The organism is Helicobacter sp. T3_23-1056, assembly GCF_053654535.1.
The window spans coordinates 1-21,640 of the sequence record NZ_JBSIUU010000025.1; the positions used below are offsets into that span (position 1 = coordinate 1).

The 21,640-nt window shown below is 39.3% G+C and carries 26 protein-coding genes; 5 read left to right on the forward strand and 21 right to left on the reverse strand.

The window, feature by feature from the left end; translation table 11 throughout:
- Nucleotides 1-243 precede the first annotated feature (243 nt).
- Nucleotides 244-792: a DUF4149 domain-containing protein gene (locus ACWIUO_RS11015; RefSeq protein ID WP_454177943.1), complete on the reverse strand. Its 549-nt coding sequence runs from the start codon at nt 790-792 to the stop codon at nt 244-246.
- A gap of 96 nt (nt 793-888) precedes the next feature.
- Here ACWIUO_RS11015 and yaaA point away from each other — a divergent pair, with 96 nt between their 5' ends.
- The 5 genes from yaaA (at nt 889) to ACWIUO_RS11040 (ending at nt 4,342) form a co-directional block, all read left to right on the forward strand.
- Nucleotides 889-1,689, forward strand: a complete 801-nt coding sequence (yaaA, locus tag ACWIUO_RS11020) for a peroxide stress protein YaaA (RefSeq protein WP_454177944.1) — start codon at nt 889-891, stop codon at nt 1,687-1,689.
- A gap of 38 nt (nt 1,690-1,727) precedes the next feature.
- Nucleotides 1,728-2,888, forward strand: a complete 1,161-nt coding sequence (locus ACWIUO_RS11025; protein ID WP_454177945.1) for a radical SAM protein — start codon at nt 1,728-1,730, stop codon at nt 2,886-2,888.
- A 378-nt stretch (nt 2,889-3,266) separates the two neighbouring features.
- Nucleotides 3,267-3,413, forward strand: a complete 147-nt coding sequence (locus tag ACWIUO_RS11030) for a hypothetical protein (protein ID WP_454177946.1) — start codon at nt 3,267-3,269, stop codon at nt 3,411-3,413.
- A 249-nt stretch (nt 3,414-3,662) separates the two neighbouring features.
- Nucleotides 3,663-3,938 (forward strand): hypothetical protein, encoded by a 276-nt coding sequence (locus tag ACWIUO_RS11035; protein ID WP_454177947.1) that lies wholly within the window; start codon nt 3,663-3,665, stop codon nt 3,936-3,938.
- Between the two features lie 2 nt (nt 3,939-3,940).
- Nucleotides 3,941-4,342 carry a hypothetical protein gene (locus tag ACWIUO_RS11040; protein WP_454177948.1) on the forward strand — a complete coding sequence of 134 codons (402 nt, stop codon included), beginning with the start codon at nt 3,941-3,943 and terminating at the stop codon, nt 4,340-4,342.
- Nucleotides 4,343-4,626: 284 nt separating this feature from the next.
- Here ACWIUO_RS11040 and lolA read toward each other — a convergent pair whose 3' ends face one another.
- The 20 genes from lolA to cas6 all read right to left on the reverse strand — a co-directional run bounded on the left by lolA (nt 4,627) and on the right by cas6 (nt 21,609).
- Nucleotides 4,627-5,214: a LolA-like outer membrane lipoprotein chaperone gene (lolA, locus tag ACWIUO_RS11045; protein ID WP_454177949.1), complete on the reverse strand. Its 588-nt coding sequence runs from the start codon at nt 5,212-5,214 to the stop codon at nt 4,627-4,629.
- Nucleotides 5,215-5,306: 92 nt separating this feature from the next.
- A complete protein-coding gene (locus tag ACWIUO_RS11050) occupies nt 5,307-5,906 on the reverse strand; it encodes an FKBP-type peptidyl-prolyl cis-trans isomerase (protein WP_454177950.1) in 600 nt (199 codons plus the stop codon).
- The gene (locus ACWIUO_RS11055) at nt 5,903-6,922 is read right to left on the reverse strand and encodes a tetratricopeptide repeat protein (RefSeq protein WP_454177951.1); all 1,020 of its coding nucleotides are present in this window, start codon (nt 6,920-6,922) and stop codon (nt 5,903-5,905) included. The genes ACWIUO_RS11050 and ACWIUO_RS11055 overlap by 4 nt, the downstream gene beginning before the upstream one ends.
- 76 nt (nt 6,923-6,998) lie before the next feature.
- Nucleotides 6,999-7,544: a peptidoglycan-associated lipoprotein Pal gene (gene pal / locus ACWIUO_RS11060; protein ID WP_454177952.1), complete on the reverse strand. Its 546-nt coding sequence runs from the start codon at nt 7,542-7,544 to the stop codon at nt 6,999-7,001.
- A 254-nt stretch (nt 7,545-7,798) separates the two neighbouring features.
- A complete protein-coding gene (locus ACWIUO_RS11065) occupies nt 7,799-9,148 on the reverse strand; it encodes a hypothetical protein (protein WP_454177953.1) in 1,350 nt (449 codons plus the stop codon).
- Nucleotides 9,149-9,172: 24 nt separating this feature from the next.
- On the reverse strand, nt 9,173-10,462 hold the full coding sequence (gene tolB, locus ACWIUO_RS11070; RefSeq protein WP_454177954.1) for a Tol-Pal system protein TolB: 1,290 nt from the start codon (nt 10,460-10,462) through the stop codon (nt 9,173-9,175).
- A gap of 86 nt (nt 10,463-10,548) precedes the next feature.
- The gene (locus ACWIUO_RS11075; RefSeq protein WP_454177955.1) at nt 10,549-11,277 is read right to left on the reverse strand and encodes a TonB C-terminal domain-containing protein; all 729 of its coding nucleotides are present in this window, start codon (nt 11,275-11,277) and stop codon (nt 10,549-10,551) included.
- 2 nt (nt 11,278-11,279) lie between these two features.
- A complete protein-coding gene (locus ACWIUO_RS11080; RefSeq protein WP_023927358.1) occupies nt 11,280-11,681 on the reverse strand; it encodes a biopolymer transporter ExbD in 402 nt (133 codons plus the stop codon).
- Between the two features lie 31 nt (nt 11,682-11,712).
- Nucleotides 11,713-12,273, reverse strand: a complete 561-nt coding sequence (locus ACWIUO_RS11085) for a MotA/TolQ/ExbB proton channel family protein (RefSeq protein ID WP_454177956.1) — start codon at nt 12,271-12,273, stop codon at nt 11,713-11,715.
- Nucleotides 12,274-12,287: 14 nt separating this feature from the next.
- Nucleotides 12,288-12,677 (reverse strand): ATP synthase F1 subunit epsilon, encoded by a 390-nt coding sequence (gene atpC, locus ACWIUO_RS11090; RefSeq protein WP_454177957.1) that lies wholly within the window; start codon nt 12,675-12,677, stop codon nt 12,288-12,290.
- A 10-nt stretch (nt 12,678-12,687) separates the two neighbouring features.
- Nucleotides 12,688-14,097, reverse strand: coding sequence for a F0F1 ATP synthase subunit beta (gene atpD, locus ACWIUO_RS11095; protein WP_454173860.1), 1,410 nt, complete (start codon nt 14,095-14,097; stop codon nt 12,688-12,690).
- A gap of 10 nt (nt 14,098-14,107) precedes the next feature.
- Nucleotides 14,108-15,025, reverse strand: a complete 918-nt coding sequence (gene atpG, locus ACWIUO_RS11100) for an ATP synthase F1 subunit gamma (protein WP_454173859.1) — start codon at nt 15,023-15,025, stop codon at nt 14,108-14,110.
- 10 nt (nt 15,026-15,035) lie between these two features.
- Nucleotides 15,036-16,547, reverse strand: coding sequence for a F0F1 ATP synthase subunit alpha (gene atpA, locus ACWIUO_RS11105; RefSeq protein ID WP_454177958.1), 1,512 nt, complete (start codon nt 16,545-16,547; stop codon nt 15,036-15,038).
- A gap of 36 nt (nt 16,548-16,583) precedes the next feature.
- Nucleotides 16,584-17,111: a F0F1 ATP synthase subunit delta gene (locus ACWIUO_RS11110; protein ID WP_454177959.1), complete on the reverse strand. Its 528-nt coding sequence runs from the start codon at nt 17,109-17,111 to the stop codon at nt 16,584-16,586.
- A complete protein-coding gene (locus ACWIUO_RS11115) occupies nt 17,112-17,654 on the reverse strand; it encodes a F0F1 ATP synthase subunit B (protein ID WP_454177960.1) in 543 nt (180 codons plus the stop codon).
- 20 nt (nt 17,655-17,674) lie between these two features.
- Entirely contained in the window at nt 17,675-18,103 is a 429-nt protein-coding gene (locus tag ACWIUO_RS11120) for a F0F1 ATP synthase subunit B family protein (protein WP_454177961.1), read from the reverse strand.
- Nucleotides 18,104-18,165: 62 nt separating this feature from the next.
- The gene (locus ACWIUO_RS11125) at nt 18,166-19,071 is read right to left on the reverse strand and encodes a ParB/RepB/Spo0J family partition protein (protein WP_454177962.1); all 906 of its coding nucleotides are present in this window, start codon (nt 19,069-19,071) and stop codon (nt 18,166-18,168) included.
- Between the two features lies 1 nt (nt 19,072).
- Nucleotides 19,073-19,882 (reverse strand): ParA family protein, encoded by an 810-nt coding sequence (locus ACWIUO_RS11130; protein ID WP_454177963.1) that lies wholly within the window; start codon nt 19,880-19,882, stop codon nt 19,073-19,075.
- Between the two features lie 18 nt (nt 19,883-19,900).
- The gene (locus ACWIUO_RS11135) at nt 19,901-20,668 is read right to left on the reverse strand and encodes a biotin--[acetyl-CoA-carboxylase] ligase (protein WP_454177964.1); all 768 of its coding nucleotides are present in this window, start codon (nt 20,666-20,668) and stop codon (nt 19,901-19,903) included.
- A gap of 83 nt (nt 20,669-20,751) precedes the next feature.
- On the reverse strand, nt 20,752-21,609 hold the full coding sequence (cas6, locus tag ACWIUO_RS11140; protein ID WP_454177965.1) for a CRISPR system precrRNA processing endoribonuclease RAMP protein Cas6: 858 nt from the start codon (nt 21,607-21,609) through the stop codon (nt 20,752-20,754).
- Nucleotides 21,610-21,640: the final 31 nt, after the last annotated feature.

A 21,640-nucleotide genomic window follows, 5' to 3' on the forward strand; every position in this document is an offset into this window, starting at 1 on the left:
GGTAGAATTTATGAGAAAATTTGTGGGGATTGTGAGAAATGTGAAAAATTGTGGGGGGTTTGGGGGTTTGTGGAAATTACACTTGCGTGGTTTATGAAGTTTAAATTGATAGGATTTTCGCAGTGCGGATTGATAAAGTTTATAAGATTTACGAAAAGATTATATTTGCAAAATTTGTATGACTACAAACATTTTAAACCCAAATATTCACAACACGATACAAAAACCTTGCGCACAATACCCCTATTTTTTAGATCCTCTAGTTCTTTTTGATTCGTCTGATGCGTCCATTTTCAGCATAAATACCCTCCACAAAAAGCTAACACTAAGCGTCCCAAACAAAATCAAAAAAACCATCTCGCTTTGCGTGTGGATACTCTCAAACTCCTCCGTGCCTGTAGAAGCCGCTCCCTCTTGCTGCATAGCGATAATCTGGTCGGTATAATACACACTAAAAGCAAAAATAAGCACCACGCTAAGTAGCCCTATAGCTAGCAAAAATATGGATTTTTTAGAGGAAGTATTAAAAAATAGCAACTCATACACAAGGATAAAAATCGCCACTGCTTTTAGCACACCATTAAACTTCACAAAAATCTGCGTCATAAGCACACCAGAGGCATACCTAGTCATATACAAATCCGTAATCCCAGCTTGACTAAGATAGCTAGAAGCGTTAAAAATAACAGGTGCGCTTAAAGCCCCGCACGCAAAAATCGCCCCGAGTGTCAGCCCCACTACCCAAAGATAAATACTGCCCATAGCAGAACCCAACATTTTCGTAAAGTTCATATTATTCCTTTTATGGTAAAATCCGCCAAAAACCTCAAAAATGCACGAATAATGCAAGAATCTAAAAAACCAAAATCATAGCAAAAAAGAGTAAAAATGCAGATTTTATTATCCCCTAGCGAAGCGAAATTATCCCCAAAAGAGATTGCCAAAATAGCGATAAATGACGCGCAAAACAACCCACAAAACCATCTGCAAAAAAATCCGCAAAATACCGCAAACAATATCTTAGATGATAACCTTTGGGGTGGGAAAGAAGCGCGAAATAAACATATAAAAGCATATTTGCAAGAATTAGCAAAATCTAACGATTTTCAAATAGCCAAAATCTTTGGCACAAAGCGCGTAGATTTAGACACACTAGAAAAATGCCTAAATCTAGCAAGCACCCCCAGAATCAAAGCAATCAAGCTGTATAACGGCGTAGCTTACAAGGCGTTAGATTTTGATAGTTTGGAGGAAAAAGCGCAGGATTTTATCCTAGAATCTACGCTGATTTTTAGCAATCTTTTTGGGCTAGTGCGAGCAAAAGACGCCCTGCCCTACTATCATCTAAACCAAAATTATCGCTCAAATAGCGTAAATCTAAATTCTCTATATTCTGCACAAAAAAACGACATAGACGCATTTTTGGGATTAGATTTTAGCGGCATTTCTAGCGCAAAGCAAAATCAACATATAATCATTGATTTACGCGCTAGCGTGTATGTCAAAGCATATCCGCTAAAAAGAGCGCGACTTACTTGCCCGCACTATATCTTGCCTATCCCAAAAGGCACTTCCCATCAGGCAAAACTTCATCGCGGATTAGCCCTGCGCGAATTAGCAAAAACCTCAATACAGGGCAAAAACGCTATCCAAAAAATGCTTGATGAAAAGTTTATTTTTATAGATTAGATTTTTTACTACAAAGATTTGCAACAAAAAGAGAAAAAATGCCAAAATCTAAAATCAAAAAACGCGCCACGCAAGAATCCTTGCAAGCACAACAGCCCAAAAAACAAGACTTAGCACAAAAAAATGCCTCCCCGCAAATTATATTTGGTCCCGTGCTATCTCGCCGATTTGGACGCTCTTTGGGGGTAGATTTATCCCCTAGCACAAAGCAGTGCAATTTTGATTGTGTTTATTGCGAGCTATACAAAGCAAAACCTATGGAATCTATGCGCGAAGTTTTCCCATATCAGCGGATTTTGCGCGAGATAGAGACAGCCTTAAAATCACACCAAGATATTTCCGTGCTTACTTTTACCGCCACAGGCGAGCCTACGCTATATCCGCAGTTATACGAGCTTATCACCGCTACAAAGCCACTTTTGCCCCCGCATATAAAGACGCTAATCCTTAGCAATGGCTCAAGATTTTATGAGCAAAAAAAGGCATTGCAGCATTTTGATATTGTCAAATTTTCCCTTGATGCGGGGATTTTGAGTGCGTTTAAAAAAATCGATAGACCAAGCCATTTGCTATCGCTAGAAAACATATTAAAAGGCATAGAGGATTTTAGCGCGGAGTATGGTGGAGAGCTAGTCGCAGAAGTCCTGCTAGTAGAGGGGCATAATGATAGTGAGGAAAATCTACGCGCTATTGCAGATTTTTTGGGCAGGGTCAAAATCTCTCGCGTGGATTTAGGCAGTATCGATAGACCCAGCGCATATCAGGTAAAATCTGTGAGTGAGGAAAAACTGCTTTGGGCTAGCCAATTTTTTGCCAACCTAAATCTATCATTGCCAAAACGAAACCAAATCCAAAATGGCAAAATCCAATCTAGCCCGACCAATCTAACGCAAAAATGCAAAATCCTAACCCCCAAATCTAGCCCAAAATCTAATGCAGATTTTGATTTGACTTTCGCCAAAAATGACACAAAATCCACGCAAGATTTTGCAAAATCTAGCGTGGAGGAAACACACTATACGCAAAAAAATTATGATAAAGATTCGCTACTCAAATTTCTATCCACGCGCCCTGTGGAGCAGAGCGAAGCCACGATGCTTTTTAGCCCTACCACGCTAGAATTGCTAGATTCTCTGCTTTGCAATGGTGAAATCATACTCAAATCCCAACCGCCATATACATTTTACACCACCAAATAACCCAAATGCAAAAATCCTAGCCTATCAAAATCATAACCACATTTTTGTAATTTTTATCATACGCACTTTTTGCCTTACTTGCATTTTTTATTGTTGCTTTTTGATTGTCGCCTTTCTTAATTGTTGCTTTTTTGATTGTTGCTTTTTTACACTTCATTTTTTTGTCATACTATTCAAATAAGAACAAATGGTAGTCATTGCGAGCGATTAGATTCTGCATTTTTTGCAAAAATCTAATGCGTGGCAATCCACCCCTCCGCCGTCATTGCGAACGAACGCAGTGAGTGTGGCAATCCATCTCTGCAAAGTGCCAAAACGCACTTTTTGACAAAAACTAATAAATAGATTGCCACGATTTTACTAACGCAAATTTTCGCAATGACAAAAATTTCCCCTCCATTTGTGGAGGATTTTGTGTGGAGGATTTTGCCTTTTGTCCCCCTCCCTTATGGATTTAAAAGCCTCTTATTCCCCCCTCCCATTGCGGAGGGGGTTTGGGTGGTGGGTGTCATTGCGAGCAATTAGATTCTGCATTTTTGCAGAATCTAATGCGTGGCAATCTACTTTGTCTATATTGTATTGTGAATTGCCACGCCTACAAAAATGTCGCTTTAAAAAATATTCATTTTAAAAAATTTCTACCACCCAAAAAATTTTTAAAAAAGTTCAAAATTTTTTTAAAAAATCAAAAATTTTTTTTGCTTTTAAGCAAATCTTAATAAGGGGGGGGGGTAAAATACGACTACAACAATCCAAATAAAAAGGAGCTAAAAAATGGGAATGATATACAAAGATACTCTTACCCACTTACCACAACGAAAATACGAAGCAAAAATACATAACCCTATACACAAAAGCGAATGTTTTTGCTTTGTAGGCTATGATGGAGAAAAATACTTTCAGTTGGATAGCTATGGAAGCTCAAAAAGACTAAACACAGACAAAATCTCTCAACAAACGCAATTCGATAGAGAATGTGCTTTATATATTGCGCAAATTCTTATAGATTGGTTTGATTTGGAGCGTGATTTAAATTTGGACAAGGAATAAAAATGAAACATACAAAATACATATTTATGGTGATTTTGCTAGGTAGTAGTCTTAGTTTATCGCTAGCCGATAGAAATATAACAATAAACTTACCATCATATAGCAAATCGCAAAATCCACTTAGGGCGACATTTGATATGCTAAAAGATAGTCAATGCGAAAACATACAGCGATATGTGAGGAACAATCCGTTATTTAAAAACCCAAATATTCAAGTTGCGTCCTATCAAGCAGCAGGAGCATCTTATATACTTGGATTTGTTGAAGGAGCGTGTTTGCAACACGACGGTCTTTATAGTAGGGCAAATTTTAAAGGAACGACCGAATATAGAGGCTATTGCGATTTTCTCAATGAGACTTTTAGGGCATTAAACCTGCCAACCACTGATTGCTATTTGCGATAATTTTGCGATGTAATATGCAAAAAAGTTAAGCTAAAATGTTGTGGCGTTTTATCTTATTTGGCATAGCATTAGCCATCATAATGCCTTTAATAATACCATTGACTAAAATATTGTTAATAGGTATAGGCATTGGCTTAGTAATAACATTGATATATTATATGTTTAAAAATATAGGCTTCGTTATTTATGTTTTTGTTTTGCTTACTCTAATATATTGGTTTATAAAAACGCGCTAAAAGCACATTTTGTCAAAGTTTGCCTCAAAGTCTTGTATATCACTTGATTTATTGTCGTATAATATCCACATTTGGTGGAATCACAAAAACAAATTCCTTATCATCAATCGGCTCATTTATCCGCACTCGCTCAAAAATGATTTCTACGACATTATCGTATTCATCGCTAAATTCTAGCTTTTTAGGCGTTTGCCCCTGCAATGTAAGCGCGTAGTCCGTATCCTCAAAAATGCTATGATATTTGCCATCTTTTTGGAGTTTTGCCTCGCGCAGGATTTGGATAAAATCGATTTTATTTTTTGCGTTGCCTATGCTTACTTGCTCCAAAAATGGCTCGTATATGGTAGTTTTTTTGCCATTGATATAAATCTCTTTTTTGGTGGGTTTTTCATACACCCATTTGGCTTTGGCGGGGGCTTTGGCAAGTAGTGTCCCGCTGTATTCAAGTGTGTTTTCTTGGCTAATGGTTTTTTGGGTAAAATCCGCTTTTAGCGTGCGAATATCCTCGCCAAATCCAAACGCCACACCCAACAAAAACGGCAACACAAAAAGTGGCAATACACAAAATCTAAGCGCGAAATCTTGCAAAAAAATTTTTGCAAGATTTATTTGAGGAGTGGTTTTATAGATGTTCATTATTAAGTCTTTTTGGGTGTTTTTACGCCGTTTATTCGATTTGCAAAATCTAATCACATTTGTAAAAAATGCTAATGAGATTTTCCCTTCTCTTAATGACAACCACAGCCTCCGCCACAGCACCCACCTCCACCGTGCTCGTGGCTATGTTCGTGATGATGTCCGCTCATAGAATCCGCAGATTCTGCCAAATCTCCACAGCCACAGCCTCCGCCACAGCAACCCCCACCTACTCTACCCTGCAAAATCTCATCGGGCGTAGCTTCGCGCACATCTGTGATTTCGACATCAAAAAGCAGTGTCTTGCCTGCTAATGGGTGATTGTAATCAACTATCACGCTAGAATCATTAAAATCTTTTACGATAACTTGCACAGTCTGCCCATCTTCTGCCTGCCCAAAAAGCGTCATTCCTTTTGCAAGAGAAATGCCCTCAAACTGCTCTTTTGGCACTTCTTGCAAAAAATCTGGCTGATAGATTCCATACGCGTCCTCTGGGGCGATAGAGAGATTTAGCTTATCGCCTTTTTTGGCGTTCGCCACAGCTTTTTCAAGCCCGCTTATCACTTGCCCAGCACCTAGCAAAAATTCTAATGGCTTAGATTCTAGGTTGCTATCAAGGACTTGATTGTCTTCTGCATTTTTCACTTCATAGAGTATGGATATGACTTGGTTTTGTGTGTTTTGGCTCATTTTGTATCCTTTTTTGTAGTGTTGGTTTTTTTGAGATTTTTTGCTTTTTTACCCTGCTCAGAATCAGGATAAGAAGCGATGAGAAAATCTAAAAATTTCTCATAATTTTCTAAGTCTTTTGTGTATTTAAACGACCACGCAGTATGCCACAAAATCACAGGCATATAGCTCGCTTTGTCATCTTTTGCCACACTGCGCTTAAAATACACGATTGCTTCTTGGTATTTTGCCTGCTTGTAGGCGATTTCGCCAAGTATGTAGTAGCAAAATCCCGCCTTATACTCATTCTCTGCTAGCCACTTATATCGCGCATTTGCTTCATCAAAGTTTTTTTGCTTATATAGCTTTTGGGCTTGCTCATAGACTTCTTGTTTTGGCAAATTTTTAAACTCTTTTGGAAACTCACTTGCAGGATTTGATTTTTCTATCTTGCTTTCTTTATCTGCTAATTTTTGCCCTGTTTTATCCACATTTTTATCGGCATTATTAGATTTTGTGGTGCTTGTTTTAGTTTCGCTTTTTTTGCCCTCGTCTGCTTTTTGCCCTGCGGTGCTTGGATTTTTTTCTAAAGATTCTAGTTTTTTTAGTATTTCGCTATTTGTTTTTGCATTTAGCGCGCTTGCTTCATCTAGCTTGGTTGTGAGCGTTTTTATCTGCTCTTTTAGCTCGCTAATGACATTATTTGCAAAATCCAAATTAGATTCTAGCGTCTTTATCCTTGTTTCTTGCCCGTTTGATAAATCCAAAAGCTGCTTTATGCGCAAAGATTGCCCCTCGATGATACTTTGCAAACCCTCTTGAGATTGCTCTAGGACTTGGATTCTAGTGTTGTAGTCAATGGCAATATTTTCAAGATTTTTATTAGTGTTTTGAAGGTTTTTTAGCTCTTTTTTGGTAGCACCGCTTTGTAGCTCAAAAGCCGATGGCTCTGCTACAAGGCTTTGCAAAAGCACCAAACATACAAAAAAGAAACTACAAAAAACGCTACGAATGCCTACGCTCTCTGCCTTTGTCATTTTTTACGCTTTTTGTATGTCTAAATTTGCTATGCTACACAAAATCAAAAAGAGCTAAAAGAGTCCAGCTATTCAACTATTGTGCAGGGGAAGTGCTACCTATCACGCGTATATCGCCTCTGCGATTTTGTTGGTAGCATTCTTCGGTTTGCTCTGTGCATAGAGGTTTGCTCTCACCAAAGCTTATCACTCGTATATTAGCAGGATTTACACCTTTTAGAGATAGCGCGTCTCGCACTGCGATTGCGCGTTTTGTGCCAAGCGCGTAGTTATACTCATCTGTTCCGCGTTCATCGGCATTGCCCTCAATAGTTACTTGATAGCTTTGCTTGCCTTTTATGCTTTTTGCGGCTTCATCTATGACAGATTGCATATCTCCGCGGATATTAAATCTATCAAAATCAAAATACACGCTTCCTATGGTTTCGCCTGCTTCTGTGCCATCGCCAAACGCACCGCCACTACCGCCTGCGCCACCGCTACCACCTGAGCCTCTAGCTCCTTTATATACTTCTGTGTCGGTTTCATCTCCTTCATCAGAACCAACTTCGACTTCTTTGTTTCCACAGCCTGTCATCAAAACAAGTGCAAAAACTGCACCAAACAACATAAACTTCTTCATAAGGGGACTCCTTTATGTTTGAGATTAAAGCACGATTTTAACATAATAAAAATAAACATTTTGCTATTTTTTGCGTTTTTTATGCGGATTTTAGGCTTTTATAGGGAATTTTGCATTGAAAGATTTTGCCATTTAGACTTCATAATCTATGCTTATTGTTAATGAAATATTCTATCTCTACACACCATTTTATACCTTGACTTTTTACAATAAACCTCGCAAAACAAAGCACACAAAAACTCTATCAAGTGCGTTTAATCCACGCTCTCGTGTATATCATCATAGTCATAGCCCCTAGAATCTAGCGTGCTTGTATCCGTTGTTTCTCTAAATGTTTTCCAATTTGAACACCCCACTTGCTCGCCCAAATCACAAGCCTTGCCAAAATATCTCTTTGCAATGGATATATCTTTGCGCACGCCCTGCCCCTCCACATAGAGACTGCCTAGCTGATTGCAAGCAAGCGCATTATCTAGCTCACAAGATTTTGTGTAATACAAACTAGATTTTGAATAATCTTTGCGCACACTTTTGCCCTCATAAAACATAATCCCCAAATCCATACAAGATTGTGCCTTAAATGCTGGTCCTGCTTTTTGACACGCTATTTCCCAATATTTTTGAGCACTGGTATAATCTTCTTCCCTACCATATAATCCGCCTAGATTCCCGCAGGCATCATAATCGCCATATTGCTCGCACGCGATTTTATAATACTTTATCGCGTGGCTAAATGCGCCCATTATCTCAAAGCTATATGCTAGCACGCTATATGCGTCACTATCGCCTTGGTCGATTGCTTCTCTATAATACATCATTGCATCTTGCCACCTGCCTATTACGCCATAGATATTGCCGATTTTTTGGCAACTATCCACATTGCAATCATTAGACTTTGGCACGCCTAATCGCAATAGTTTGAAGCACGCACTTTTATCTGGTTTTTGATGACTTGCGATACATTGATTATATATCGTTATCCACTCGTTATATGTGATTTGTTTTGATGGCGATTGCTTGCCGATTCCGTATTTATGCGCTTCGCTTGTAGGGATAAGTTTGGAAATAGATTCTGCATTGCTCCACACCTCTATGCCACTATCTAAGTCTGTTAATGTCAAAGTTAGCTCTATATTGATTGTTGTCTTTTTGCCACTTGCCTTGTGCGTCATATTAAGCCTGCCACGCAAAGCATAATCAGGTGCTAGCAAATTCCCTTTTTCTTTGGTGGTGTATTGATTGTATTCTTCATTTTCTCTCAAAGCCCTAGAATCCATTACCATAGATTCTTTATCGTTATTTGTGAAAACAAATTTTTCATCTATAAGTGTTTTAAACCTCACAATAAATGAGTCTATATGCTCGCTTGTAGAATTTTGTATTTCACTTATGACGATTATTTTTTTGGATTCTAGTTTTTTGACAAAATGTTTGCTTAGGAGTGATTTTGCCTGATTTTGAATAATTTGCTCTATGTCTTGTCTCTCAAGCAAAGTGCTAAAATCTTGCGTCTTTGTAGTCTTAGATTTTGCGCTTGCACAAGCCAAAAATCCTAGCCCAAAAATCGCAATCAAACATACAAAAATACATTTTACAACTTGCATTGTTTGCGTCCTTACGCATAGTTATTACCAATCAAATGATTGTATCCCTGTGGCGTTTGTAAGCGGAAATAAAAAACTTTTATTATAATCAAGCCTTATCACGCCAATCGCAGATGAATTTGCCGTATGTTTCAAAAACATCACACTTCCGCCGTCTTGAGAGAATTTTGGCATTTGATTATTGCCCACAGCCGTAAGCCTGCGGATATAATCGCTTTTGGTAGAAATAATATAAATATTAAAAATATTTGGACCAAATTCATTATTGCTCTCACGACTCGCATACGCGATATAATCCCCAAACGAACTCACAGAATTATTATTCCTGCCGTGAAATACGACTTGTTGGGCTGGGGCGTTTAGATTTAGTGCTTTAGAATAAACATTTGGCGTGCCAAGTCTATCGGAGATAAACACCATTTCATTGTCATTTTTGATAAACGCGCCTGAGACATCAATCCCGGGATATTTTGTCATCTGGCTTAGTTTTTTGCTTTTTGTATCATAGAGATAAATATCGGTTTGTTTGCGTGGCGCAAGAGTAATTAGAAGTTTTTTGCCATCTTTGCTTACATCTGAAACCGCTGCCATTCCCTGACTATCGACAAGCCTTTCACTCTCCCCCGTATAAATATTGTAACGAATAATCGTAGGCAATGGTAAGTAGCGCGTGAAGTAGATTTCTTTTTGGCTAGAATCTGCCCATTTTGGAAAAATATTTAGCCCACCCGATACAATGGTTTGATTATAAGTGAGCGTATAATCGCTAAGGACGATATTTGCAAGCCCTGATACGGTGTATTGTGAATACACCACATACCTACTCATCCAATCAATCGAGGGGGCTTTAATGTATTTGTTTATGTCAATAGCCATTTTGTGTGCGGCAAATGGATAAAGTTGAGAATCTGCGATTTGATAGGTTTTGTTGATACTTAGATTTGAAGAGTTTATGTCATAAAGTCGCAATGTCGCTTTGTATGCTTTGTTTTCTTTTTTTACTTCTACGATAGCTACTAAATCAATCTTTTTTGCTTGATAAATGCCATAATCTATGCTTCCTTTGGTATATGCGTTGCCATCGCTTGGCTCAAAATGCCCCGATACATTTAAATCCCCCATAAGCACTTTATAGGCTCTTTTTGCTGTGAGGGACTCGCCTGTGGGGATATATCCTACTTCGATTTTTGGTATTTTTTGGACACTTTTTACAATATCCATAGTCGCATCTGCGCCAAAAGCCACATTTACAAACAATCCCAAACCAAATCCCAAACTGACAAAAAACGCTTTTAAAAATACGAGTTTTTTCATATTGTTCCTTTTTTACAAAAAATTGGCAAGATTCTAGCATATAAGTTTATACAGGGTGTATAGCACTCAAAAATATGCGACAAAATCTAGTTAGAATCTATGCGGAAATTCATATCAATCTGCACTGCTTTGCCCTCTGGGTGCGGAGGAAAACTCTCTGTCAAAAACGAATCTAATAGCTCAACCACACCTTCATTTAGCCCATCAAATTTTGATAACCTAACCACGCGATAACTAAAATCACCGCTAGCACTTATCTGCACTAGCGTGCTGACAACCGCCCCTTGATATGATTGATAAAATCCCGGATTCCATTTGCGATAGATGATGTCATATATTTGCCCATACCATTCATCATACTTTCCATCGGCAAATTCTGGGGAGAGGGTTTGGGATTGTGCGTCTATTTGTTTGTTGTCCATAGCTTTGATTTCATCGCGGATTTTTTCGATTTCTTCTTGGAGGGCTTGGAGGGCATTTTTTTCGCTTTTGTCTTGGGTGTTTTTAGCGACTTGGCTTCTATCATCGGCTTCTACGGGGGGGATTATCTCCGCATCAGCGATATTAGAAAACATCTCTTTTATACCCATTCCCTCCACAGGAGTGCCCGCGCTTTTTTTGTCTTGTTTTTGCGATTTTTTGGGTTCGGCTATGCTTATGGCGATAGATTGCTCCAAAATCGTGCTTGTGCGCGGAATGTATTTGGTTTTAAAAAGCGGAGTGAAATTAAACAGCAACAAAAACAGCACAAAAAAATACACCAAAAAAGCACTAATACCGCTATAAATAAAAGGAATCTCACTTTTGCGAAGCATCGTTACCCGCTTGTTACAAGAGAAATTTTTTGGAATCCTGCTTCTTTGACGGATTTTAATATAAACATTATTGTTTCATAGTTTAGCCGCTCATCGCCACGGATAAACACAGGAGTTTCTTTTTTGTCGTATTGTTTGGCAAGTAGGTTAAAACTATCGGGGAATGCTTTGTATTCATAAGAGTTGTTTTTGATATAGACTTTTTTGTCTTTGTCTATGCGGATTTCTAGGGTATTATCCAATGCTCTTTTATTTGTTTTTGTGCCTTTAGGGAGGGTAATATCCTCTTGATATACGATGGTAGGGGTGGTAACCATAAGTATAGCAAGAAGCACTAGCATAATATCTACAAGGGGGGTGATATTTAGCTCTGGTTTATCCTCCCACAAAAAATTCTCGTCCATTATCTATGCACCATCTTGCTTTTAAAAGATTTTAATATTTATGTGCAGGGACTACATAGTCTATCTGCATTTGCACATACACGCCCAAATCATACACTTTTCGCCTCAAACTCAAAAAAAATGTATAGGCTGGAATCGCCGTCAAAATCCCCGCCGCTGTGGCGATAAGAGCTTTTGAGATGACGGGGGCTATCACATCAAAAGAAATCTGTCCCGTGCTACCAAGCCTACCAAACGCGTCCAAAATCTCAACCACCGTGCCAAAAAGCCCTATAAAAGGCGAAGTCGAAGCAATAATGCTTAAAAATGATAATCCTGTGCTTGCTTCTTTTATGGTTTTATTTTTCCAAATGGAAAAAATCCCCGGTTTTAGTCCGTGCTCGGTGTTGAAAAACAACGCGTCTTTTGGAAACCTTTGCTGTCCTTGCAAAATCGCATCTAAGGATTCTTGCTCATCTTTACACATACTTGATATGGAAAAATATTTATAAAAAAATATCCACAGCGTAACAACAAAATAAAACGACAACCACACAAGAGTAAAAAGAGTGATAGGGCTAGATTCTTCAAAAAATATAAACAACGAACTCATACTTTTTGATTTCCTTAGATTCTACTTTTTGCGACTTGCTCGATACGAGAGACAACCGAAGAAATAGCCACTCTATCATCACTAGCATCTTCAAGTAGTTTTCTAGCACTATCAATCCCCGCAGAAATAGCACTCTCATCATCTCCGCCGATTGCCACTGCACCATTTGCGATAATGCTAACCTTTGTGGCACTCACATCTGCATACCCCCAGTCGATAGCCACAAGTTCGCGCTTATTGTCATAGGCAAATTCTATCACGCCTGCTTTTAGCAATGACAAAAGATTGCTATGTCCATAAAAAACGCCAAATTCCCCCTCTACGCCCGGCATAGTGATAGAATCCACCTGCCCAGAGAATATCTCGCCGTAAGGCGTTACAATGCTTAGATTTAATTTTTCCATACAGCAACCTTTACGCTTTTTTCATACTCTCTGCTTTTTGGACTGCTTCTTGTATATTTCCTACCATATAAAACGCGTTTTCAGGGATATGGTCATACTTGCCCTCTAAGATTCCCTTAAACCCTTCAAGCGTATCTTCTAGCGCGACATATTTACCCGCACTTCCTGTAAATACTTCGGCGACAAAGAATGGTTGAGATAGGAATTTTTCAATCTTTCTTGCTCGCTCCACCACTTTTTTATCCTCTTCGGATAACTCGTCCATTCCCAAAATAGCGATAATGTCTTGCAAGTCTTTGTATTTTTGGAGGATTTGTTGGATACCTGTGGCGATTTGATAATGCTCTTCGCCTACGATTTGTGGGTCTAGCATTCTTGATGATGAATCAAGTGGATCCACCGCAGGGTAGATTCCTTTTTCTGCGATTTTACGATTTAGCACGGTTCGTGCATCTAGGTGTGAAAAAACACTCGCAGGAGCTGGGTCAGTCAAGTCATCAGCTGGCACATAAACCGCTTGGACAGAAGTGATAGAGCCTTTTTTGGTAGAAGTGATTCTCTCTTGAAGTTTGCCCATTTCGCTTGCTAGAGTTGGCTGATAGCCCACAGCAGATGGGATTCTGCCTAGTAAGGCTGACATTTCAGAGCCCGATTGTGCATAGCGGAAAATATTATCAATAAACATAAGCACATCTAGCCCTTTTTCATCACGGAAATATTCTGCCATAGTAAGCCCTGCAAATGCGATTCTATTTCTAGCACCCGGTGGCTCATTCATCTGCCCATAGCAAAGTGCGACTTTGTCTATGACGCCACCTTCTTTCATTTCGTGGTAAAGGTCATTTCCCTCTCTAGTGCGCTCTCCCACGCCCGCAAATACAGAATATCCGCTATGTTTGTAAGCGACATTGTGGATAAGCTCCATAATAACAACAGTCTTGCCAACGCCTGCGCCACCAAATAGCCCTACTTTACCACCTTTTGAGTAAGGCGCAAGCAAATCAACCACCTTTATGCCTGTCTCAAAAATCTCTGTCTTTGTGCTTTGCTCTTCAAATTTTGGTGCTTCTCTGTGGATAGCCCATCGCAAATCACTTTTTACAGGTGCTCCACCATCGACAACCTCTCCTATGACATTAAAGATTCTGCCTAGCACAGCTTCACCCACAGGCACAGTTATCATCTCGCCCCTTGCGACTACTGCTTGTCCGCGAGTGAGCCCCTCTGTCATATCCATAGCGATTGCGCGCACGCGATTGTCTCCCAAATGCGCTGCGACTTCTAAGACAAGATTTTTCTTTTTGCCATCAAAATCATAAACAATGTCTAATGCTTCGTTGATAAAAGGAAGATATGAGTCAAAATCCACATCTACCACAGGTCCTATGACTTGGACTATTTTTCCTTCTTTTGATTCCATTTAAGCTCCTTTATTTCATAGATTCCGCGCCCGCGTTGATTTCTACTAGCTCGGTAGTAATCGCCTCTTGTCGCGCTTTGTTGTAAGAGATAGTAAGCTCCCTTACTAGCTCACCTGCATTTTCTGTGGCTGTATCCATAGCCTGCATTCGCGCACTATGCTCTGCTGCTAGAGAATCTATAAGCGCGTAATACATATTATATTCTATGTATTTTTGCGCGGCTTGGTCTAGCACCGCATCTTCGTCATCATCAGGCTCGATAGTAATCGTCTCTTGTGGAGTAGTATCCTCCTCCATCTCGGCGATGACTTGCTCAAGCTTGTAGCCTAATGGCAAGATAGATTTTACTTTTAATTCTTGGGATATTTTGTTTTTAAATCCATTATGCACCAAAATGACTTCATCTGTCAATCCATCTAAGTAGTCTTTGGTTACCTGCATAATAAATTCACTTGCTCGCTCAAAATCAGGCGAAGAGCTAAGCCCTGTAACCTTATCCAAAATCTCAATTTCATTGAAAGTAAAATATGCTATGCCTTTTTTGCCAACCCCACGAAGTCGCACCTTAACGCCTTTTGATTTAAAATCAGCAATAAGTCGCAACACCTCTTTGATAGTCGCTGCATTAAACCCGCCACAAAGCCCCTTATCTGCGGTAATAAACACAATATCAACCTTTTTTACTTCTTTGTTTTTTAGATTGATAAAAAAGCGACTATTGATATTTTCTAGCCCACGCACTCGCATCTTTGATACCACATCTTCAAAGACTTCATTCAACCTATCGTGGAAAGCCCTAGAACGCTTTGCCATTTCTTCGGCTTTTTTTAGCTTTGAGGTAGATACAAGTTTCATCGCTCGTGTCGTTTTTTGGGTGCTTTTGACACTGCTGATTTTTGTCCTAATCTCTTTTAGATTATTTCCCATTTTCTACTCCCTAGCTAAAGCTTAGTTTGTATTCTTCTAATGCCTTTGTAAGACTTGCTTCCAAATCTTTATCAAGTGCTTTTTTGCTACGAATACCCTCAAAAATCTTAGGATACTTCGCTTCCAAGAATGGATACAAGTCATTTTCAAAATGCCCAACTTTATTGGCAGGAATGTCATCTAAAAATCCGTGTGCCCCAGCAAAAATCGCCACCACTTGCCGCTCAATAGGCAATGGCGAATAAGGTGGTTGCTTAAGCACTTCTACCATTCTTTGCCCTCTCTCTAGCTGCTTTCGACTCGCTTCGTCCAAATCAGAGGCAAATTGTGAAAATGCTTGAAGCTCTCTGTATTGTGCCAAATCTAGTCGCAATGTGCCAGCTACTTGTTTGGTGGCTTTGATTTGTGCTGCACCACCCACGCGCGATACAGATAGCCCCACATTTATCGCGGGGCGCACGCCCGAATAAAACAAATCTGTTTCTAAGAAAATCTGCCCATCGGTAATGGATATAACATTTGTAGGAATATATGCCGAGACATCGCCTGCTTGAGTTTCGATGATAGGCAATGCAGTCAGTGAGCCAGCACCTTTTTCATCAGATAGCTTCGCGGCACGCTCTAGCAAACGAGAATGGATATAAAACACATCACCGGGGAATGCCTCACGACCGGGAGGTCTGCGCAAAATCAAACTCATCTCCCGATATGCAACCGCGTGCTTGCTCAAATCATCATAAATTATGAGTGCGTGTCGTGCATTGTCCCTAAAATATTCGCCAATAGTTACGCCTGTGTATGGAGCAAGATACTGCATAGCAGCAGAGAAAGAAGCGGGGGCATTGACGATAACGGTATATTCCATAGCTCCGTGTTCTTCAAGCTTGCGCACCACTTGGGCTACGGTGGATTCTTTTTGCCCGATAGCCACATATATACAAATCACATCTTGCCCTTTTTGGTTGATGATTGTATCTATGGCGACTGTTGTCTTGCCTGTCTGTCTATCGCCGATGATTAGCTCGCGTTGTCCGCGACCGATTGGCACAAGTGCGTCAATAGCTTTTAGCCCTGTTTGTAATGGCTCGTGGACAGATTTTCTATCCATAATACCCGGTGCTTTTTCTTCGACAAATCGATATTCGCTCGCTTCTATCGCGCCTTTACCATCGATTGGCTCTCCGATAGTGTTGATTACGCGTCCTACCACTGCATCTCCTACGGGGACTTTCATAAGTTTGTTTAGTCTTTTTACGGAAGCACCTTCTTTGATTTTGCTACCATTTCCTAAGATAACAACACCAACGCTACCTTCCTCTAAGTTTGAAGCAAGTCCAAAATCTCCCGTGTCAAACTCTACCATTTCATAGGACATTACATTTTTTAGCCCATAGACCTTTGCCACACCATCGGCATAAGCGATAACTTTACCCGTCTCGGATATGTCGATTTTTACATCAAAGCTACTAATTTTTTCTTTGATGATTGAGCTGATTTCTTCTGATTTTAGTTTCTGTGCCACTTCTTTTTCTCCTTTACTTTTGGGGTAAATATAAGGCTAAATCGCCTTTAAAATATGGGATTGCAAATCATCAAAAAACTTCTTTTTAAGAAAAGAAATCTCCACTCCCAAATCCTCTACTACTAGCCTGATACCATCGATTTTGGCTTGGGATTGCTCTATGCTAAGTTTAGCACCAAGTCGATTTGACAAACTTTTAGCAATGCTTTCAATCGTGCCAGAATCTAGGTTTTTGTTTGCATACAAAATTGCCTTATGCTGATTTTGCAGACTTCGCAAATGCTTTTGCAAAATATCAGCAATAAAAGGCATAATCTCTATGCGGGCATTTTGTATGAGCAAATCTACAAAATTTGCAAACTCTTTTTGATTATCTAGCAAAGAAAGTAACAAATCTTTTTTCTTAGCTTTTGATACATAGGGCGAATGAATAATGTCCCTAAATTTCTCTATTTCAAACGCTTTGCAAGCCTCGCACAAAATCTCTGTGAGCTTTTTTAGCGTAGCGTTATCATAAGTTTTGATAAGTGCTTGGGCGTATTTTTTTGCGATAATCTCTTCCATTTATGCCACCTTCTTTTGCAAGATTCTCACATATTCATCACTACTAATGTCCCCAGCCTTACCATTAAATAGTTCTTTTAGCACTGCTTGGACGATTTCTTCACGCATTTTTCTCTCTTCAAATTCCATAACCGCTTGGCTACCCTTGCTTAGATTTTCCGCGTCTGTTTTATATAGCTCATCATATCGTTTTGCGATATTGTTTGCTTCTTGTTTTGCAAAAGCTACGATTTCATCGGCTTTTTTCTTAGCATCATCAAGCTGTTTATTTGCCTGCTCTTTTGCTTTTTTTGCAGATTTCATTTTTTCTTGGACTTCTTCAAATCGCTTTGAGATACCTTCCTTGCGAGTTTGCAAGATATTTTTCAAATACGGCACAACAAAATACCACACAATCGCCACGAAAATCACAAAGTTTATCACCCGCACCGTAAAATCAGTCTGTGAAATATCTACCGCACCAGAGGCAAAAGATAGGCTTGGCAACAAGCCTACAAAAAGCATAAGCCTAGCAATCCATTTTATATTATGCGAAATTTTCATAAGCTCTCCTTAGATAGCCATTATAGCTGTTTGATTTTGAGTTTAAGTGCGTCCTCAAACTCACCTAAAGAAGCAAGCAACTCTTTCTTGCTCGCTTCTTTTTGTTTGTCTAAATTCACTCTAAAATCTTGGAGTTTTTTTGCTAGCTCTTCTTGTTTTTTTTGTATATTCGCCTCATAGAGAGCCTTTGCGTCATTGGTCGCTTTTTGGAGGATTTCGCTTGAATGATTTCTAGCAGTGGATAGTATATCTTGGATTTGTTGTTGTATCTCTTGGACTTGCGTATCGCTACTACTTACCAAATCCAAATCTTTGCGCAATGTCGCTTCGCGCTCGTCCATAAAGCCTATCAAAGGTTTAAATAGCCACACATTTAGCAAAATCATCGTAATCAAAAATACGACAAACACTAGCAACATTAGATACGGGTCTGGTATGGTGATACTCATCTTAGTCCTTTTTTAAGTTTTGTTTGATGACATTTAGACATTGTAGCAAACTAATCTTAAATTTAAGATTTTAACTTCTTTATTAACCACAAAATTTTATCTCTTTTGGGTTGAATGGTAACACTTTTGCTTGAAATCTGTGTGCTTATGCCAAAAGATATAAAAACTTCTTGTAGCTCTTTTAACTCATCGATTATAGAATCTGCTTTGCTATTAGATTCTTTTTTGATTTTAGGTTGCTTAGCTCCACCTGCGGAATTTTTTAGATTTTTGGCTAGATTTTCCGTATCGCTTACAGATAGCTTCTGTCCGATGATAGAATCTGCTAAGACTTGTTGGTCTTTTGTGCTAAGTCCTACCATTACTTTGGCGTGCCCTTGCGTGATTTTCCCATCTAATATTAGATTTTGCGCATACTCGCCTAGCTGAAGTAGTCGCAGGGTATTTGTGATTTGAGTGCGGGATTTTTTTAGCTTTTTTGCTAGCTCCTCGTGCGTGATATGATGCTCATCGATTAGTGCTTGATATGAGTTTGCAAGCTCGATAGCGTTTAAATCCTCGCGCTGTATGTTTTCTATCAGCGCAATTTCGCGTAGCTTATTTTTGAAAGAGCTATCAATAATTGCCTTGATATTTGTCCTCTTTGCGATTTTGCTAGCGCGTAGTCTGCGCTCCCCTGCGATTAGGAAATATTTCTCATCATCTTCATAGACTACGATAGGCTGTATCTGCCCATCTTCCTCTAAGGATTTTGCTAGCTCTTTTAGGGATTCCTCATCGAAGTTTTTGCGCGGCTGATATGGATTTGGGTGGATTTTCTCCACTTCTAGCTCGACTATCTCAAACCCCCTAGCCACACGCCCACTAGAATCCCTAGCATTGCTAAGTTCCTCCTCATAAGCGTGCATAGTATCGCCAAGTAGTTCAGCTAGCCCGCTCCCAAGTGCTTTTTTTTGCTTCTTTGCCAACTTACGCTCCTCGCAAAATCACTTCAGCTAAATCTTGATAAGCTACACTGCCACTAGATTTTACATCATATTCTATGATAGGTTTGCCAAAGCTAGGACATTCAGCAAGTTTAATATTTCGCGGAATAACAATATATGGCTCGATACTTTCTGTATTTTGTGGTTTGTCATCTCTTTTGAAAAGATTTGTATCAAAATACTCTCTAAGCTCGGTTAAGACCTGCTTGTGGAGGTTGTTTTGTGCTGCATACATTGTGGGGAGAAGCCCGCGCACTTTTAGCGTGGGATTGATTCCGTTTTCTTTGACAAGTTTTATGGTATTTAGCAGTTGGGTAACGCCTTGCAGAGCGTAATATTCGCATTGCACAGGGATAATCACAGAATTTGCCGCAGCAAGCGCATTTACCGTTAGCGGACCCAAAGCGGGCGGAGAATCTATAATGATAAAATCATATTGCTCTTGCACTTCTGCGATTTTTTTCTTTAGGATTAGCTCCCTGCCCTCTTTGTTTGCCCAAAAGCTCTTTTCGATACCAACTAGCGCAATGTCTGAGGGGACAATATCCATAAATTCTATGTCTGTTTTTTGTATCACTTCAGTGATTTTTTTGCTATCCATAAGCACATGATAAATGTTTGATTCTATCTTTGTGCGACGAAGTCCCAAACTCCTTGTCGCATTTGCTTGAGAATCAAAATCTATAAGCAACACCCTTTTTTCTGCCGCCGCTAGACACGCCGCTAGATTCACCGCTGTCGTGGTTTTTCCTACTCCGCCTTTTTGATTTGCTATGGTTATGACTTCACACATCGCTACTCTCCGCTAATTTTATCTATCTAGGTTGTAAATCATCTCTCCACCCACTTCCAAAGCCCCATCTTCGCGCAAAATAGCGTCTTTTAGACTTATGCACTCCCCTTTGAAATGAAAGGAAAAAGAAAAATTTTTATAAAATTCTAGCCTATATTTATTAAAAATTTGTTTCCAAGTTGGAGGTTTTTGCAAAATTTTAAAATATTTATCCAAAACCTCACATTTTTTAGTCGCAATATCTAGGCTACCAAAATCCTCACTTTGCAAATTTAGTCCGATTCCACATAGGTAATGATTTTGGTAAATGCTAACTAAAATCCCTCCGATTTTGCGATTTTTTATATACAAATCATTTGGATATTTTAGCCACACAGCCGAGCCTAGAGACACAAGCACTTCTTTGAAAACAAATCCCAAATACAACGCCACACTTTGCTTTGGCAAATCTTTTGGGGGGGATAAAAACGCAAATGAAAACATAAGAGAATCTTTTACATTTTTCCACTCATTGCCCCTAGAGCCTATGCCAGCAGTTTGCATATCGGCTATGACACATATTTCTTTAGATTTTAGTTTGGGTGGGCGTTTGGATTTTGTGGCACATTGCGATATGGATTGAGGTGGCGATATAACTTGTGTCGTTTCAATTTGCAACGCAGATTTTTTGCTAGCTTTGCCATCATTTGCATTGTTTGAAATCGCAGATTTTGTCATAGATTTTGCAAGAATGCGCTTTAACTCTTCTTGCGTAGAATCCACCTCTTTTAGCCAAATATATTCCATTTTTTCTACCCTAAATTTTTCTACCTTCGCTAAAAAATACTGATAAGAAACAATCCGCTAACGCTACTTTAGCCAAACAAAAACTATCCCAAATCTTGCAAAATCTCTATTTTGCCTAACCCAAAAGAACATTGTTTGCCTACGGCTATTATCTCCCCTAGTTTTAGCATCTCATAGCTTTGCCTATCTAGCCCATCAAGCAAAATCTCACCCACAAGCCCCCCTAGATTCATACTTGTTTGTTGGGAGTTGCTTTTGCGAAAAGTATCGATATAGGTTAGATTTTTGCGAGTGATTTTGCCTGCAAAATCTGGCATTTTTTCTTTCTCTCTATCTTGCAAACTTAGCTTGCGAGCGTAAATAGAGCGAAGTATATCGCCTAACTCCAAGCTAGAATCCCTCACAAAAAAATTATGTTTTTTGATACGAAGTGGCGTGATAAGCAAAACCCTAGCGCGTGAAGCAAAATCTTTTGATTCATCATTTGCTATAAATTTTTGTGCAAAATCTAGCGGCATTTGTAGCCCTTTTTTGTCCCTACTGCCAAAGCAAAGATTATCATTTACAAATATAAAAATATCGCTAAATAGTATCTTTTTGCCGCTAGATTCTAGCCCGATTTCACATAGCATTTTATGCAGGCTTGCGATGATTATGGGGGCGTTTTCTACCTCTGCCCCAAATAGATAGAAACTAAAATCATACCTGCCCATCCCTAGCTCAAAATCAAAGCGAAATTTATGATAAACATTTTTGCATTGATAAAAGCTAAAAAACACGCACGATGTGCCAAATTCGCAGTTTTTGCAATCCCTGTCATCTTTTATACAGACGATGGATTTTAGCGCGTATCCTAGCGCACCGCGTAATTGCGAGCCGACAAAAAATGGTGGCTTATGCCTATCTCTAGCTAGCACAGAAATTTTACAAAATTCAAACATTTTACTACTTTGTTAGATTTTATTTACACGC